Source organism: Arthrobacter sp. FW306-05-C, assembly GCF_021801725.1.
GTDB lineage: Bacteria > Actinomycetota > Actinomycetes > Actinomycetales > Micrococcaceae > Arthrobacter.
This window is the reverse complement of sequence record NZ_CP084556.1, coordinates 2,544,107-2,559,928: the sequence shown is the minus strand read 5'-3', so window position 1 is coordinate 2,559,928 and position 15,822 is coordinate 2,544,107. Positions and strand designations below refer to the sequence as shown.

Here is a 15,822-nt window from a genome sequence, read left to right as displayed (position 1 = left end):
GAACTGCCCGCCTCTTGCTGTACCTGCTATTGGATCAAATGCGGTATTCGATGTCATACTCGGCCGGATCAACCGCGGGCTTGGTTTCCCGCTGCGCATCCCGGTGCCGCCACTTGGCGGGAACCCCGGTGACGATTGATTCCGGCGGCGCGTCCTTGACCACCACTGCGTTGGCGCCTATGGCACTGTCGCGGCCGATGGTGATTGGCCCCAGGACCTTGGCTCCGGCCCCGATGGTGACCCGGTCGCCGATGGTGGGGTGCCGCTTGATCCTGGCCAGGGAGCGCCCGCCGAGCGTCACTCCGTGGTAGATCATCACGTCCTCGCCGATCTCGGCGGTCTCGCCAATCACCACGCCCATGCCGTGGTCAATGAAGAACCGCCGGCCGATCGTGGCGCCGGGATGGATCTCGATACCGGTCCAGGAGCGCCCCAGCTGTGACAGGAGCCGCGCCGGGAAACGCAGGGCGGGGTTCTGCCACATGCGGTGGGTCAGTCGGTGGATCCAGATGGCGTGCAGGCCGGAATAGGCGAAAAAGTTCTCAAAAGAACCTCGAGCCGCCGGGTCATGGGACCGGGCGGCGTCGAGGTCTTCCTTCAGTCTTGCGAAAAAGCCCACAAAGTTCTTTCTACAGGAAACGGGCGGACAGCGGACTGATCAGCCGCGGATGTCGTCATAGAGCACGGTGGAGATGTAACGCTCACCGAAGTCACATACGACCGCCACGATCAGCTTGCCCGCGTTCTCGGGACGCTTGGCCAGTTCCAGCGCACCCCAGACGATGGCGCCGGAGGAGATGCCACCCAGGATGCCCTCCTTGATGCCCAGGTCGCGGGCCACGCGGACGGAATCTTCCAGCGTGGCATCCAGGACCTCGTCGTAGACGTTGGTGTCCAGCAGTTCGGGGATGAAGTTGGCGCCCAGGCCCTGGATCTTGTGCGGGCCGGGGGCGCCGCCGTTCAGGATGGCGGAGTCCTTCGGTTCCACGGCCACGATCTGTACGCCGGGCTTGCGCTCCTTCAGCACCTGGCCGACGCCGGTGATGGTTCCGCCGGTGCCGATGCCGGCGACGAAGATGTCCACGGCGCCGTCGGTATCGGCCCAGACCTCCTCAGCGGTGGTCTTGCGGTGGATCTCCGGGTTGGCTTCGTTGGCGAACTGCTGCGCCCAGATGGAGTTCTCGGTGTTGGCGACGATTTCCTGGGCCTTTTCCACGGCACCGCGCATGCCCTCGGAACCCGGGGTCAGGACGATCTCGGCACCGAAGGCGCGCAGCATGACCCGGCGTTCGGTGGACATGGTCTCTGGCATGGTCAGGATGACCTTGTAGCCGCGGGCAGCACCCACCATGGCAAGGGCGATGCCCGTGTTGCCCGAGGTGCCTTCGACGATGGTGCCACCGGGCTTCAGGGCGCCCGACTTTTCAGCGGCGTCGATGATGGCAACACCGATGCGGTCCTTGACGCTGTTGGCCGGGTTGTAGAACTCCAGCTTCACGGCAACGGTGGCGTCCAGCCCCTCGCTGAGCCGGTTCAACCGAACCAGCGGGGTCCCGCCGACCAGTTGCGTCACATCGTCATAGATCCGTGCCATGTACATACGCCTATCTCTAAGGGGTGGATACTGAGGTCAGCCTAACGAGGCCGTGTAACGGTGGCTAAGCGTTAAGCCATGCAGAGTAATATTTCCGCGCCTTGGCCAGCTTAGGGTTGATGATCACCTGGCAGTATCCCTGTTCCGGGTGTTTGGCGTAGTAATCCTGGTGGAATTCCTCCGCCACGTGGAAACGGGGCAGGCGGCTGACTTCCGTGACGATCGGGTGGGACCACAGAGCCTGGTTGCGGTCAATCGCTTCCTCGAACAGGACCTTCTCCTCGTCGGTTTCGTAAAACATCGAGGAACGGTACTGGGTGCCCACGTCGTATCCCTGGCGGTTCAGGGTGGTGGGGTCATGCAGGGCAAAGAACATGTCCAGGACGACTTCGGCAGGGATGACCTCCTCATCAAAAGTCACCGCCACAACCTCGGCGTGCCCGGTGGTGCCGCTGCAGACAGAGTAATAGTCGGGCTCGGGATCGTGGCCGCCGGTGTAGCCCGATACCACCGAGGTCACGCCCCTGGTCTTCTGGTAGACGGCGTCAAGGCACCAGAAGCAGCCTCCGCCCAGAACAAAAGTTTTCATGACCTCTTCAATGGTTGGCGGCGCCGGATCATTCCCGGCACCCTGCAGCGCGCCCGGCGCAAACTGCGGCGGCCCGAAGCCGATGGGGTAAAACTAAGACTATGCAACCTGAGGACACCGACGATACCGGCAAGGCAGATCACGACGGCGAAGCCTCCTCCGACACGCCGGCTCCGGCCGGTTCCGCGGAGGCTCCCACCCTGGCCGAACTGCTCCTCGCGGTGGAGGAACTGTGGCCGGAGTCCCTGGCGGAGGGATGGGACGAGGTTGGGCTGGTGGCAGGGCACCCGTCCGCGCCCGTATCCAAAGTGATGTTCGCGGTCGACCCCACGCTCGAGGTCATCGAGGAAGCCGTTGAGTGGGGCGCCGAACTGTTGATCACCCACCACCCGCTGCTGCTGAAGGCCGTCACGTCGGTGGCCGCCACGTCGGCCAAGGGCCGGGCTGTCCACCGGCTCATCGAATCGGGCACGGCGCTGCTGACCGTGCACACCAACGGGGACTCCGCCGTCGGAGGTGTTTCCGATGTCCTGGCCGACGCCTTGGGGCTCCAGGACGCGGCCCCGCTCACCACTGCCGCCAACGGCTTGCCGGAGGAAGGCATTGGGCGGGTGGGCGACCTGGCTGAAGCCATGAGCCTGGGTGACTTCGCGGCGCGCGTGTACGGGATTCTTCCGTCCGTTGCCGGGGGAGTGCGCGTCTCCGGAGACAAGGACGGACTGGTGCGGCGCATCGCGGTGTGCGGAGGTGCAGGGGACTCGCTGTTCGCTGAAGTACGGGCCAGCAACGCCGACGTCTACGTCACCGCCGACCTTCGCCACCACCCGGCATCGGAGGCACGCGAGGCTGCCCTCAACGGCCGGCCCTACCTGGTGGATGTCTCGCATTTTGCCAGTGAGTGGCTCTGGCTGCCTGCCGCGGCAGCAGCTTTGGGCAACGTCCTGGCTGACCAGGGCCATGAGGTGGAGCTCCGGGTCAGCACCACCAACACCGATCCCTGGGACTTCATCCTGACTCCCGGCTAAGCGAGGCGGGGGAGCAGGGCAGGCGCTAGAGTCTAGGAAGCGCCGGTACGGTGCCCGGCCCCGGCCGGAAGGAATCTAGCGGAGGTAACAGTGGCCAAGGCAGCACCGGCGGAACAGTTGAAGTTGCTCGAACTGCAGGGCCTTGATGCAAGGCTGAAGGGCCTCGCCAACCGCCGCCGGACGCTGGAAAACGATCCCCGCATCAAAGACCTTGAGGCCGCGCTGTCCGTAGCGAACGGTGAACTGGGCGCGGCCAAGGTGGCCGTGCACGACGCCGAGGCCGAGCTGAAGAGGGCCGAGGCCGACGTCGAACAGGTTGCCTCGCGCATCGAACGCGACGAGGCCCGGCTCAACAGCGGTACCGGCCTTTCCAAGGACCTGGTGGCCCTGCAAAAGGACATCGCTTCCCTGAACAAGCGCCGCTCGGACCTGGAAGATGCGGAACTGGAAGTCATGGAGCGGCTCGAATCGCTGCGGGAACGCCAGGCGGCCCAGCAGCAGATCGTCGATGACATCAAGGGCTCCTTCGGCACCATCCGGGCCGAACTTGATGGCGCCTTGGCCGAGGTGGAAAGTGAAGCCGCAGGGCTGCGCTCCCAGCGCGCCGAATTCGCCGCCGGCCTGGACGCGGCCATGCTCGCGGTCTACGAAAAGACCCTGGCGAAGCGCGGAGTGGGCGCGGCACGGCTCTTCCACGGCACCTCGGAAGCCTCCGGCATGAAGCTCAGCCCCGGCGACCTCGCCGAGATCAAGGCTGCAGCTGCCGACGAGATCGTCTTTTGCCCGGACTCCGGCGCCATCCTGGTCCGCTCCGACGAGTGGTCCTGAGCGCCCGGTGGCCTAGCCCGGCTTCATCAACCCGACAGATCAGCCGGTCAGGATGATGTTGAGGGCGTGCGGCTTGCGGGCGGTGCCCGGCACGAGTTCTGCATCCCACTTTTCGCGGGCGGCCTTCAAGAGGTCCGACGGCGCGGCGGGGGCTTTTCCGCGGCGTACCAGCAGGTGCCGCGCCAGTTCGCCGCGGGTGTGCTTGGCGAAGTGGCTTACCACCTTGCGGACCCCGCCGGTCTCGGTCAAGACGTTCACGGAGACCGTTTGTTCGGGCGGAGGCGCCCAGGCAGCGGCATAGGTGCTGGACCTGCAGTCGACCAGCAGGTGCCCCTGGGCTGCGGCGCCCAAAGTATCGGTGAGCTGCGCCTTCCAGAACGAAGCGAGCCGGCCGACGTCGGGCAAGGCCGTCCCCATGGACAGGCGGTAGGCGGGAACGGTGTCGGAAAAGCGCAGGGCCCCCCACAGCGCCGAGATCACCAGGACCGATTCATCGGCCTTGCGGCGCTGGGCCGACGTCAGTGTCCGGTAACCCAGCGCGTCGTAGAGGACGCCGGAGTAGATGCTGTGTGCCGGCGCCGCCGGTTCGGCGTGCAGGCGCGTGTTGCGTTCGACGTCGCCACGCAACGACGCACCCACGCCCAGCATGGCGAGGGCGTCCTGGTGTGCGCTGACAGTTCCCAATGCCTCAAGGACCTTGGCGCGGTATGGGTTGAGCTCCGGGAAACCCAGGGCGGACCAGTCGATGGCGGAACCACGCAGGGCGGGCGTCTTGCCTTCGGAAGGGGGAAGCAGAATCAGCACCGTCCGATCCTACCGGCGACGAAAGCGGCCGGCCGCGCCGGTAGACTGGACGCGGATGGGACAGCCAGACGGCCGCGCGCTACGCAAGTGGCTCGAGGAACGTCCGGGCTCCGCAGGGCAGGGTGGTGGGTAACGCCCACTCGGGGTAACCCGCAGGCCAGTGCCACAGAAAACAGACCGCCCGCATTTCCGGTTCCGGCCGGGGAGAGCAGGTAAGGGTGAAACGGTGGTGTAAGAGACCACCAGCTTCCCGGGTGACCGGGAAGGCTAGGTAAACCCCACCCGGAGCAAGGCCAGACAGGACACGTTCGAGGGCTGCCCGCCCGAGTGTCCGGGTAGGCCGCTGGAGGGTGCCGGCAACGGCACTCGTAGATGGATGGCCGTCGCTCCCACATCCGGTAACGGAGGGGGAGAACAGAACCCGGCGTACCGGCTGTCCCATCCGCAAACCCGTGTTTGACCACGGGCAACGTGTCGGGGATGCTGAACCGTGCCCGTAATTCCTGAATCCCGCCCCGCACCTGCCGCGGGCATTCCCGGCGCCCGTTCACAAGGTGTGGCGCTCGCCGGTTTCCTGGGCCTTTCCGCCCTGGCCTGCGTCCTCGCCTCCCTTCCGATCGTCCTCAACTCCAACGGCTGGTACGCAACGTCACTGAAGGCCCCGTGGATGCCGCCGTCGTGGATGTTCCGGACCACCTGGATGGCGCTGTATGCGGGTGTGGCCGCTGCCGCCTGGCTGGTCTGGCGCAAGGGCGGACTCACCGGAGGCGCCCTTGTCGGCTACGCACTTCAGCTGCTGCTCAACACCGCGTGGCCGGTGACCTTCTTTGCCCTGTACCCAATGCTCGGAGAGGTGGCCCTGTGGTCTGCCTTCGCGGTCATCTGTGCCCTCACCGCAACCCTGGGGTTCCTCGTCCTGAGGTTCGGACCGGTGGACGCCGCCGCCGGATACCTCGTGCTGCCGTACTTTTCCTGGCTGGTGTTTTCCGCCAGCCTCAACCTGTATTCGGCCATCCACAACTGAGGCGCAGCTGCAGCCTTGCGGGCGGGCCGGGCCTGTGTGAGTGATTTCACGCAGTGCAAGCGTGTTCCCCGGGGCGCGCCAAATTAGAATGGAACCCGGACGCAGGAGTTCTACCGCCGAAAGTTGCGTTCGCAGCCGGCGGTTTTTCTTTGCACGCGATCCAGGCGCCCGGGGGTCATCCCTGCAGGTGCCGGTGCCCCTGGACATCATCAGGTGGCCAACATCTGTGTACGAGGACGTACACGGCTGAACCGAGGAAGGTATTTCTGTGAGCCAGACGTCTGATTCTTGTCTTGATACGTGGATGGGCCGGGAGGCCCTTGCCGAGGCCATGATCCCGGTCATCGGCAGGCTGTACCGCGAAAACAACGTGGTGACCAGCATCCACGGACGGAGCCTGATCAACAAGTCCACCATGAACATCCTCAAGGCACACCGCTTTGCGCGCCGGATGGCCAAGGACGAACTGCTCCTGGAGGAGACCGCACCCCTGCTGAACACCCTGGCCGAACTCGAGCTGGGCGCCGCCGCGATCGACATCGCGCGGCTGAACCAGAAGTTCAAGGAAGAAGGCAACGGCGCCACCCTTGAAGAATTCCTGCGGGACGAGCTGGCAGAGATCGTAGGCAAGCGTGGTGCCGACGACCGCACCAGCACCGACGTCGTGCTCTACGGCTTTGGCCGCATCGGGCGGCTCCTGGCACGGCTCCTCATCGAAAAGGCCGGCGGCGGGCACGGCCTGCGGCTGCGCGCCATCGTGGTGCGCCGCGGCTCCGACAACGACCTTTCCAAGCGCGCCAGCCTCCTGCGCCGGGACTCCGTCCACGGCTCCTTTGAAGGAACCATCCGGATCGACGAGGAAGCCAACACCATCACGGCCAACGGCGTCCGAATCCAGGTCATCTACTCGAACGACCCCGCCACGATCGACTACACGGCCTACGGCATCAACAACGCCCTGGTGGTGGACAACACCGGCCGCTGGCGCGACGCCGAAGGGCTTGGCCAGCACCTGCAGAGCAAGGGCGTTGCCCGGGTCCTGCTGACGGCCCCCGGCAAGGGTGAGTTGAAGAACATCGTCCACGGCATCAACCACCGGGACATCACCGATTCGGACAAGATCGTTTCCGCGGCGTCCTGCACCACCAACGCCATCACGCCGGTCCTGAAGGCCATCAACGACAAGTTCGGCGTGGTCCATGGCCACGTCGAAACCGTCCACTCGTTCACCAACGACCAGAACCTGATCGACAACTTCCACAAGGGCGACCGCCGCGGCCGTTCCGCAGCGTTGAACATGGTCATCACCGAAACCGGTGCCGCGAAGGCAGTGGCCAAGGCCCTGCCCGAACTCCTGGGCAAGCTCACCGGCAGTTCCATCCGCGTTCCCACCCCGGACGTGTCCCTGGCCATCCTGAACCTCACCCTGGAGAACGGCACCACCAAGGACGAGATCAACAACTACCTGCGCGAGATGTCGCTGCACTCTGACCTGCGCAAGCAGATCGACTACATCGACTCGCCCGAGGTTGTCTCCACCGACTTCGTTGGTTCACGCCGCGCCGGCATCGTGGACGGCCTGGCCACCGTGTCCACGGACAAGAACCTGGTCCTCTACGTCTGGTACGACAACGAGTTCGGCTACAGCTGCCAGGTGGTCCGGGTCATGGAAGAAATGGCAGGGGTCAACCCGCCCTCGTTCCCTGCCAAGGAAAGCGCCGCCGCCCTGGCCGCGATCGCTGTCTAACGAGTTAGGTGTCGTCCTGCGAATTCCCGGCTGGTTCTCTGGAATCAGCCGGGAATCGGGACCACACTGGTGGCATGGACAACGAATCGACACTTCAGCACGAAACCACCCTCGAACACGCCCTGGACGTAGCCAAGGCCAACCACAAGGAAGCCGTCCGGCTGCTGGAGCGTGCCCGCGCCGCGCAGAAGACCGGCGACGTCTCCGACGAGCGGGTGCGCCAGCTCGAGGGACTGCTGGCCATCGCCGAGGAAGACCTCCGCAGGGTCACCAAGGAGCAGTAGCCCAGTACTCACCGCCCGCCGTGTGACCCATCACTCGTCCCCAACAGTGTGGATATCAACGGCGGGACGGGCTCTTTGTCCTAAGCTCGCTGGGGTGCCCGACTATTCCCTTCCGCCGTCCACCCCGTGACCGTCAGCTGGTCTGCCTACCGCCGCGCACGCCGCCGTTCCCGGCAGGCCTGGGCATTGCTCATCACAGCGGCCGCCGGCATCCTGGCCGCGCTCTTTTGGTTCTTCACCGCCGGCCAGTTCGCCGCGGCCGGACCCGCACCGCAGGGACCAACTGAGGCACCGGTCTTCGACGCCGCGTGGATGAAACCGGTACAGGAGCCCAACCCCGTACCTGCCGGGACCGCCGCATCCGCGCTGGAGGGCCTCGCTGTGAAGGGCCGGGCGCCCAACACTGGTTACAGCCGGGAGGCTTTCGGGCAGGCCTGGCTGGATGTTGACCGTAATGGCTGCGACACCCGCAACGACATCCTGCGCAGGGACCTTGCCGATGTGGTCTTCGCCGAGGGGTCCACGTGCAAGGTAACGGCCGGGCACTTCCGTGAACCCTACACAGGCCAGGATGTGGACTTCCGCCGCGGCTCCGACAGCAGCCGTGCCGTCCAAATCGACCATGTGGTGGCCCTCGGCGATGCCTGGCAAAAGGGAGCCCAGGGACTGGGGCCGAAGGCACGCCAAAGCCTGGCGAACGACCCCCTCAACCTCATTGCCGCCGACGGCGCTGCCAATCAGCAAAAGAGCGCGGGGGATGCAGCCACCTGGCTGCCGAAAAACACTGCCATCCGATGCCATTACGTTGCACGACAAATCTCGGTGAAGGCGGCTTACGGCCTTTGGGTGACGGCAGCTGAAAAGGACGCCATGAAACGTGCCCTCTCATCCTGCCCCCAGCAGCAAACCATCAGGGTGCAGCAGGCCGTCACTGCCCGCTAAGCAACGCGCTGTCCAAGGGCCATTGGGCCTTTGCGCGTGTCAGTGGAAAGGGGCTTTCAAGCCTCAGTGGCCGAACGGGTCGGGATCAACGCCCGGCATCCACGTCAGTCCGGGCACGCCCCATCCGTTCTTCTTGGCCTGCTTCATGGCCTTTCGGGAATAGCGGTCCATCAGGCGGTTGACGTAGAGCTTGCCGTCCAGATGGTCGTATTCGTGCTGGATGACCCTGGCGAACCAGCCTGTCGCCTCGAACTTCACCGGGTTTCCGTGCCCGTCAAAGCCCTCCACCCGTGCCCACTCTGCCCGTTTGAGCGGATACTGCTCACCGGGGAAGGACAGGCAGCCCTCTTCCTCCTCGTCGGGGTCGGGGGCGGCACCGGAGACCTTGGACAGGGTCAGGACGGGATTCACCACCACGCCTGTTGGGGGAGCGCCGTCGTCGTTGGCGTACTTGTACACGAAGATCCGCTTACCGACGCCGATCTGCGGGGCCGCAAGGCCCACGCCGTTGGCGGCGTCGTTGGTTTCGAACATGTCGGCTATCAGGCTCCGCAGTTCGTCGTCGAAAACCTCCACCTCGCTGGCGCGCCGGTGCAGGACAGGTTCGCCCCAGATGGTGATCGGCAGAACAGTCATTTCAGTCGTCCTTCGGCTTCGCGGTGTCCCCGGCTGCAGTGCACGTACCCCGGTGGGGCACGACAAAGGAGGCCGCACCGGATATCCGGTGCGGCCTCCTTTGTTGACGGCTGCATATGCCGCCCCGTGAGGGTGAGCGACGGGGGTTGAACCCGCGACCTCCTGGACCACAACCAGGCGCTCTGCCAACTGAGCTACGCCCACCATGTGCCTCAGGGGATTTCCGCCTTAGCGGCTCCCCGGAAACGCAACTCAAATAGCTTACCTGCTCGGAAGGGGTGCTTTGTCCACTTTCTGCGATTTGGAGCAAAAATCATTAAAACGTGGCGCAGATTACTCCGCGGGCTGCCCGGCGGCGTCTCCGTTGACGATTCCCTGGGCGATCTTCTGGGCCGTGGCACTGTCCGGTCCGGGCGCGGGCACGAAGACCGCTTCGCGGTAGTACCGCAGTTCGTCGATGGAATCCTTAATGTCCCCAAGCGCACGGTGGCCGCCCTTTTTTGCCGGCGACTGGAAGTAGGCCCTGGCGTACCAGCGGCGCGACAACTCCTTGATGGTGCTGACGTCGATCACGCGGTAGTGCAGGTGCTCCACCACGGCCGGCATGTCACGTGACAGAAACACCCTGTCGGTGCCCACGGAGTTGCCGCCCAGCGGTGCTTTCCGCGGATCCGGAACCCAGGCAGAGATGTACTCCATCACGGCGGCTTCTGCTTCTGCCATCGTCTTGCCGTGCGGGAGTTCCGCCAGCAGCCCGGACTTGGTGTGCATGTCCCGGACAAAATCGGACATCTGGGCCACCGCGGCATCGTCGGGCTTGATCACCACGTCCACGCCGTCACCCAGGATGTTCAATTCCGAATCGGTGACCAGGGCTGCCACCTCAATGAGGGCGTCGTTCTTGATGTCCAGACCGGTCATTTCACAGTCGATCCAGACGATTCGTTCGTTAGATATAGGCACCGGACCAGCCTACCGTTACACCTCTCGGCGCCCGGCCGATGCTAGGATTTCGGGTACGCGGCGGGTCGCCCTTCGACCCTGAACCATGTCCCGGCCCGGCCCGCATGACCCGCCGGGCGAACCGCGGAAACACAAGAAGATTGGACGATCCTGAGATGACGGCGCCTGTGCCCGCAACGGGGGAGATGGCGGCGGCCGGCATTGCCGGAGACGGCAGTGCCGAGGTGGACAATCCGCGCTCACCCCTGATTGCCGGTTTCGTGGGCTCCATGTTCATGCTGGTCGGATCCTTCGGCGTGGGCTGGCTGGCCCCCGTCTCGGAACTGCGCCGCATGCCCCTCTTCATCTGGATGCGCACCGAAGCCCCCGGTGTCGCGCTGTCCATCATCCTGGTGGCTGTGGGTGGCATGCTTCTGGTGCGCGCGTGGCTGCGGCTCGGCCAGAAGGTCCGGGTGTGGGGCGGAGAGGCGCGGAGGGCAACCCTGGCCGCAGTAGTGGCCTGGGGCCTGCCCATGATGTTCAGCGTGCCGCTGTTCAGCCGCGACGTCTACGCCTATATCGGGCAGGGCCGGCTGATGGTGGAGGGGTTCAACCCTTATGAAAACGGCATCTCCGCACTGTCCAACTACTTCCAGCTCGGCGCAGACAAGATGTGGACCGAAGCGCCCGTTCCCTATGGCCAGCTGTTCCTGTGGATCGAGCAGTTCGTCGTCTGGGTGACCAATGTCCAGCCGGAGGCCTGCGTCATGCTCTTCCGGCTGGTGGCACTGGCCGGCGTGGTGCTGTGTGTCATTTATGTCCCCCGGCTGGCCGAGCTGCACGGCGTCAACCCGCACCGCGCCCTCTGGCTCACCGTAGCCAACCCACTCTTCCTGACCAACTTCATCGCCAGTGTCCATAACGACTCCCTGATGATCGGGCTGGCCCTGGCCGGACTGTACTACTCAGCCACCCGGCGGCAGCTCAGAGGCATCCTGCTGGTGACCCTGTCCATTGCAGTGAAGCCCATCACCATTGTCTTCCTGCCGTTCATCGGGCTGCTGTGGGCGGGCAGGAATGCCGGGTGGCTGCGGAAGGTGGCATTCTGGGCGATGACGGCCGGCCTCAGCCTGGTCCTGCTGACCGCGATGAGCTTGGTTAACGGTTTCGGCTTCGGCTGGATCAACGGGCTTTCCGCTCCGGGCAGCATCTCCATCTGGTACGCCCCCGTGGGTTTGATCGGCATGGTGGTGGGGTCGCTGGCCGGTGCGCTTGGCTTTGACGGGTCGGTGCCCGCAGGGTGGGTGTTCGACGCCGGGAAGCTGGTTGCGGTGGGCATCATCGCCTGGCAGATCTTCAAGGGGGATTACGACCGGCTGATGCGCCGCCTGACGCTTTCCCTTGCCGCCGTGGTCCTGCTGGCCCCCATCATCCAGTCCTGGTACGTCGTGTGGCTGATTCCGCTCTTTGCCGTGACGGGCATCCGCAACGACTGGCAGGTCAAGGCACTGTACTTTGTGGTGTCGTTCTTCATGATCTACGCCATCTCCGATCAGCTGGACGTCTTCCCGTACCTCCAGACCCAGGATCTGGGCTTCGCGCTGGCCCTGGCCCGCGTGGCTGCGGCGCTGACAGCCCTCCTGTTTGCGCTGTACCTGATCTTCTGGGACCCCGGCACCCGCCGGCTGTTCCGCAAGACGCGCGGGCCCGTCGTCGAACGTCCGGTGATCTAGCGGCCTCCGCTTACTGCTGTACGCCGGCCGTCAGCCGGCGCAGGGCTTCCTTCCGTGACAGCGGGCTCATATCCGCGCTGTGCCGGATGACGAATCCCTCCACCCACTCCGGCGCCGTCTTGGCGTACTCGCGCAGCGCCCAGCCGATCGCCTTCCGGATGAAGAACTCCCGGTCTGAGAGGTTCGGCTCAATGACGGCGGCGAGCAGTTCCGGATCGGTGGCCTCTTTGGCCCTTAACTGTGAAGTGATGGCGGCCCTGCGGATCCACAGGGCCGGATCCCGGCTCCATTGGGTGAGCACCCTGGCCATCTCGGCGGGGTGGGCCAGCAGCAGGGCGCAGATCCTGCCGGACACCCCGTCGGCAAAATCCCACCAGGAGCCTGTGCGGATGATTTCCTCGTAGACCGGCAGCATGGCCAGGTCCCCGGCCAGCATCCGGTGTGCCGTCAGGTCAATAGCGGCGTAGCGCTCCTCCCGGAAGGTCGAGCTGCGCCACAGCTCCAGGACTGTGGCGCGCAGCTGCCCGGCAGAGGCCGGTGGAAACTCCCGGGCAGCCCCTGCGGCGATGCGCCGCACGTCGGGAACCCGCACACCCAAACAGGGGAGTGAGGACTTCATGTACGCTTGGGCGCCTGCCGCCCGTTCCGGATCGGCGAGCTCCCGGAGCCCACCACGAACGGCGGCAACGAGGTCCTGGTCAGCGTCCGTTTCCATGTGCGCCACTTTAGCCAGTATTGGCGGCCGGCGTACGGTACGCTGGTGAGCGCTAACACGTAGGAAGCAGAGGGAACCCATGCCCGGAACCGAAGTCCACCTGGCCCGCGGAGCCTACTCCGCCGTCGTCACCGTCCGAGGAGGAGCGCTTCGCGAACTGCGCTATGGGGACAGGGACCTGGTGGTGGGCTTCGGCCCGGAAGGCGCCGTACCCGACTACAGGGGCGTCATCTGCGCGCCTTGGCCCAACCGGCTCGCGGACGGCACCTACACCTACGCCGGAAAGGCATATGCTGCGGCGGTCAACGAACCGGAACGCGGCTCCGCCCTTCACGGCATGGCGATCCACCAGGCCTGGGAGGTTAAGGAAGCGGCCGGCGACCGGGCGGTCCTGGGCTGCCACATCCCATCCGGTCCCGATTACCCCGGCGACCTTGAGCTCACGGTCACGTACTCCCTGTCGGACGGAGGGCTCCACGGCATGGTGCATGCGGTCAACACCGGATCCGCTGCGGCGCCGTACGGCGTATGTCCCCACCCCTATCTGGTGGCCGGGCCCTCCCCGCTGGATGACTGGTCGCTGGAGCTTCCTGCCGGCACCTATCTGGAGGTCACGCCCGACCGGCTGCTGCCCATAGGCTTGCGCCAGGTTGCCGGGGACGCCTTCGACTTCCGTTCGGTCCGGCGCCTGGGACAGGTCAAGATCGACCATGCCTTCACCGACATTGCGCGGGACGCTTCCGGGCTGGCGCGCGTGCGGGTGCACGACCCTTCGGGCACCGGAGTGGAGCTGGAATGGGGGACCGAGTGGCCTTGGGTCCAGGTGCACACCGGCGACAAGCCCATCGGCCCGGACCGGCTGGGGCTGGCCGTTGAACCCATGACCTGCCCGCCGGACGCCCTGCACTCAGGAACGGACCTGGTACACCTGCAGCCCGGCCAGTCCCATTCAGCTGCCTGGACCATCCGGGCCCTGCACTAGCGCCGGCCGGCCGGGGCGGCCCCCGCGCGGGCGTCCGCCCACCCGGCCCGTTCCAGCCACGCGGCGCACAACGAAGTCCACTGCTCCGGCCCTGGCTCGCCCGGGGCAAGTCCCAGTCCGTGCCGTCCGTGCGGGAAGACATGGAGCTCGGCATGAACACCGGCAGCGAATAGGGCTCTGGCGTAGTTCAGGCTGTTGCTCACCGGCACGGCTTCGTCGTCGGCGGTGTGCCAGAGGAACGCCGGGGGAGTCCTGGGCGTGACGTTCAGTTCCGCCGACAGGGCCGCCAGGAGGTTCGACGGCGGTGGGTCGCCAAGGAGGTTCGCTACCGAACCCTGGTGCGTTTCGTGGGTCAGCGACGCCACGGGGTAGCACAGCACCGAAAGGTCCGGCACCGCGGCGGGAAGGTCCAGCTCCGGATTCCCCGTGGCCGCGGCCGTGCTCAGGGTGGCGGCCAGATGTCCCCCGGCCGAGAAGCCCAGCACGCCCACGCGGTCTGGGTCCACAGCGAGGCCGTGCTGCCCGCTCCGGATGTGGAGCATGGCTTCCTTGGCGTCTTCCAGCGGCGCCGGATGCCGGTGCGGTGCCACGCGGTAGCGGAGTATGAAGGCGTGGATGCCAAGGGAAGCGAGCCACTCCGCCACTGGTTCGGCTTCATGATCCGCCTGCCGGGCATAACCTCCGCCGGGGAGGACCAGGATAGCCGGCCGGGGTCCCGCAGCCTCCGCATGTGCGGGAACGGAGGTTAGCCCGCGGGGCGCCGTCACGCTGCCGCTTCCGTGCTGCGCCGCAGCGTGACCTCGCCGGTTACGTCACCGGGGAGGGCGTCCTCCGCGTCTTCGCCGTTGGGCTGCGGACCCGTGGCCCGGGTGGCAAAGCGTCCAATGTCTTCCAGCGGCAGGCGGACAGTGGAAAGGGCCGGCCGGAAGTCCCGGAGGGTTTCGATGTCATCGAAGCCGGCGATCGCAGCGTCCCTCGGGATACGCAGCCCCTCAGCGCGGAGGGCAGCCGCCGTCCCTATGGCCATCACGTCGTTGACGGCGAAAATGCAGAGTTTCCCTTCCGCTGTCCCGCCGGACTGGGCGGCCTTGATCCGTCCGGCAAGTCGAAGCCCGGCCTCATATCCGCCGGACCGGTTGAATGCGGTCCTGAGCACTTCGGCCTGCCCCCGCCCTGCCCGCTCCAGTCCCTCCTGGAAGCCTCGCACGCGGTCATCGGAGGTCAGGAGGCCCTCGGGACCGGCGACAATGACGAAGCCGCCGTTCCAGCCTGCCGCAAGTTTGGTGGCCAGTTGGCCGGCGAGTTCCTGGTTGGGGACTTTGACCACGTGGTACCCCTCCTGGACGGTGGCACCCACCACGGGGTGTCCGACTACAGCCACCTGGCCGCCGTTCCGGCAGTACCGGTCAAGCTCCGCCGCCAGTTCGGCGTTGCCGTCCTGGTCCTCCTTTCGGCAGGAGCGGGAGCCGGCGATGACGATCGAATCTGCGCGGCGGGCAGCGAAGGCGGCCACCGCCTCCTTCTCCTCGGCCGGGCCACCCCCGGTGGCAGCCAGCAGCACCATCTTGCGCTGCTCCCTCGCGGCTTCCTGGACTCCCCGTGTGATGGCGGCGAAGTAGGGGTCCGCGATGTCGTGGACAATCAAGCCGATCAGGCCCGAGCTGGATTTCGCCAGCCCCTGGGCCTGCGCATTCGGAATGTAGCCGAGCGAGTCCGCCGCCTGCCGGACCCGCTCGGCGATGTCCTTGCCCGGCTTCCGGGCAGAGCCGTTCAGGACGCGTGAAGCCGTGGCGGGGGAGACGCCGGCAAGGCGTGCCACCTCGGTAAGGGTACTTGCAGCCACTGCATCTCCTGGTCGTCGTTCGGGGCTCAAAGGCTAAGCACATTATGGCAGTTCAAACTACTTCCGGAAAGCGCTTGCCAATGGGAACCGCGCCGTGCATCATTGAAGCAGCGGGAACGCGCTTTCCCAGTCAG

17 protein-coding genes, 1 tRNA gene and 1 other RNA gene are annotated in these 15,822 nt (G+C 65.9%); 9 read left to right on the top strand and 10 right to left on the bottom strand.

Annotation, left to right across the window (positions count from 1 at the left end; all coding sequences use genetic code 11):
* Window positions 1–34: 34 nt before the first annotated feature.
* The 3 genes from epsC to msrA all read right to left on the bottom strand — a co-directional run bounded on the left by epsC (window position 35) and on the right by msrA (window position 2,183).
* Entirely contained in the window at window positions 35–619 is a 585-nt protein-coding gene (epsC, locus tag LFT44_RS11855; RefSeq protein WP_142133583.1) for a serine O-acetyltransferase EpsC, read from the bottom strand.
* A 39-nt stretch (window positions 620–658) separates the two neighbouring features.
* Window positions 659–1,594, bottom strand: coding sequence for a cysteine synthase A (cysK, locus tag LFT44_RS11850; protein WP_236798635.1), 936 nt, complete (start codon window positions 1,592–1,594; stop codon window positions 659–661).
* Between the two features lie 64 nt (window positions 1,595–1,658).
* The gene (gene msrA, locus LFT44_RS11845) at window positions 1,659–2,183 is read right to left on the bottom strand and encodes a peptide-methionine (S)-S-oxide reductase MsrA (protein WP_236798634.1); all 525 of its coding nucleotides are present in this window, start codon (window positions 2,181–2,183) and stop codon (window positions 1,659–1,661) included.
* A 101-nt stretch (window positions 2,184–2,284) separates the two neighbouring features.
* On the opposite strand from msrA, the gene LFT44_RS11840 reads away from it, so the two are divergent.
* Both LFT44_RS11840 and LFT44_RS11835 read left to right on the top strand, forming a co-directional pair.
* The gene (locus LFT44_RS11840) at window positions 2,285–3,208 is read left to right on the top strand and encodes a Nif3-like dinuclear metal center hexameric protein (protein ID WP_236798633.1); all 924 of its coding nucleotides are present in this window, start codon (window positions 2,285–2,287) and stop codon (window positions 3,206–3,208) included.
* A gap of 90 nt (window positions 3,209–3,298) precedes the next feature.
* Window positions 3,299–4,036 carry a zinc ribbon domain-containing protein gene (locus tag LFT44_RS11835; RefSeq protein ID WP_236798632.1) on the top strand — a complete coding sequence of 246 codons (738 nt, stop codon included), beginning with the start codon at window positions 3,299–3,301 and terminating at the stop codon, window positions 4,034–4,036.
* 39 nt (window positions 4,037–4,075) lie between these two features.
* On the opposite strand, the gene LFT44_RS11830 is transcribed toward LFT44_RS11835, so the two are convergent.
* On the bottom strand, window positions 4,076–4,840 hold the full coding sequence (locus LFT44_RS11830; RefSeq protein WP_236798631.1) for a YaaA family protein: 765 nt from the start codon (window positions 4,838–4,840) through the stop codon (window positions 4,076–4,078).
* A gap of 56 nt (window positions 4,841–4,896) precedes the next feature.
* Between LFT44_RS11830 and rnpB the strand changes: the two genes are divergently transcribed.
* The 5 genes from rnpB to LFT44_RS11805 all read left to right on the top strand — a co-directional run bounded on the left by rnpB (window position 4,897) and on the right by LFT44_RS11805 (window position 8,837).
* Window positions 4,897–5,285, top strand: an RNA gene (gene rnpB, locus LFT44_RS11825) — RNase P RNA component class A.
* 45 nt (window positions 5,286–5,330) lie between these two features.
* A complete protein-coding gene (locus LFT44_RS11820) occupies window positions 5,331–5,864 on the top strand; it encodes a TspO/MBR family protein (protein ID WP_236798630.1) in 534 nt (177 codons plus the stop codon).
* 304 nt (window positions 5,865–6,168) lie between these two features.
* Entirely contained in the window at window positions 6,169–7,611 is a 1,443-nt protein-coding gene (locus LFT44_RS11815) for a glyceraldehyde-3-phosphate dehydrogenase (RefSeq protein ID WP_236798629.1), read from the top strand.
* A 74-nt stretch (window positions 7,612–7,685) separates the two neighbouring features.
* Entirely contained in the window at window positions 7,686–7,895 is a 210-nt protein-coding gene (locus tag LFT44_RS11810) for a hypothetical protein (protein WP_236798628.1), read from the top strand.
* Between the two features lie 126 nt (window positions 7,896–8,021).
* The gene (locus LFT44_RS11805) at window positions 8,022–8,837 is read left to right on the top strand and encodes an HNH endonuclease family protein (RefSeq protein ID WP_236798627.1); all 816 of its coding nucleotides are present in this window, start codon (window positions 8,022–8,024) and stop codon (window positions 8,835–8,837) included.
* Window positions 8,838–8,900: 63 nt separating this feature from the next.
* Here LFT44_RS11805 and def read toward each other — a convergent pair whose 3' ends face one another.
* The 3 genes from def to orn all read right to left on the bottom strand — a co-directional run bounded on the left by def (window position 8,901) and on the right by orn (window position 10,394).
* Window positions 8,901–9,473, bottom strand: coding sequence for a peptide deformylase (gene def / locus LFT44_RS11800; RefSeq protein ID WP_236798626.1), 573 nt, complete (start codon window positions 9,471–9,473; stop codon window positions 8,901–8,903).
* Between the two features lie 131 nt (window positions 9,474–9,604).
* Window positions 9,605–9,677 (bottom strand) — tRNA-His (locus LFT44_RS11795).
* 129 nt (window positions 9,678–9,806) lie between these two features.
* Window positions 9,807–10,394, bottom strand: a complete 588-nt coding sequence (orn, locus tag LFT44_RS11790; RefSeq protein ID WP_236802877.1) for an oligoribonuclease — start codon at window positions 10,392–10,394, stop codon at window positions 9,807–9,809.
* 197 nt (window positions 10,395–10,591) lie between these two features.
* Here orn and mptB point away from each other — a divergent pair, with 197 nt between their 5' ends.
* Entirely contained in the window at window positions 10,592–12,148 is a 1,557-nt protein-coding gene (gene mptB, locus LFT44_RS11785; RefSeq protein ID WP_236798625.1) for a polyprenol phosphomannose-dependent alpha 1,6 mannosyltransferase MptB, read from the top strand.
* 10 nt (window positions 12,149–12,158) lie between these two features.
* Here mptB and LFT44_RS11780 read toward each other — a convergent pair whose 3' ends face one another.
* On the bottom strand, window positions 12,159–12,863 hold the full coding sequence (locus LFT44_RS11780; RefSeq protein ID WP_236798624.1) for a DNA alkylation repair protein: 705 nt from the start codon (window positions 12,861–12,863) through the stop codon (window positions 12,159–12,161).
* A gap of 79 nt (window positions 12,864–12,942) precedes the next feature.
* Here LFT44_RS11780 and LFT44_RS11775 point away from each other — a divergent pair, with 79 nt between their 5' ends.
* Window positions 12,943–13,845 carry an aldose 1-epimerase family protein gene (locus tag LFT44_RS11775; RefSeq protein ID WP_236798623.1) on the top strand — a complete coding sequence of 301 codons (903 nt, stop codon included), beginning with the start codon at window positions 12,943–12,945 and terminating at the stop codon, window positions 13,843–13,845.
* On the opposite strand, the gene LFT44_RS11770 is transcribed toward LFT44_RS11775, so the two are convergent.
* Together LFT44_RS11770 and LFT44_RS11765 are read right to left on the bottom strand one after the other, a co-directional pair.
* Entirely contained in the window at window positions 13,842–14,612 is a 771-nt protein-coding gene (locus tag LFT44_RS11770) for an alpha/beta hydrolase (RefSeq protein ID WP_236798622.1), read from the bottom strand. The genes LFT44_RS11775 and LFT44_RS11770 overlap by 4 nt on opposite strands.
* Window positions 14,609–15,688: a LacI family DNA-binding transcriptional regulator gene (locus LFT44_RS11765; protein WP_236798621.1), complete on the bottom strand. Its 1,080-nt coding sequence runs from the start codon at window positions 15,686–15,688 to the stop codon at window positions 14,609–14,611. The genes LFT44_RS11770 and LFT44_RS11765 overlap by 4 nt, the downstream gene beginning before the upstream one ends.
* Window positions 15,689–15,822: the final 134 nt, after the last annotated feature.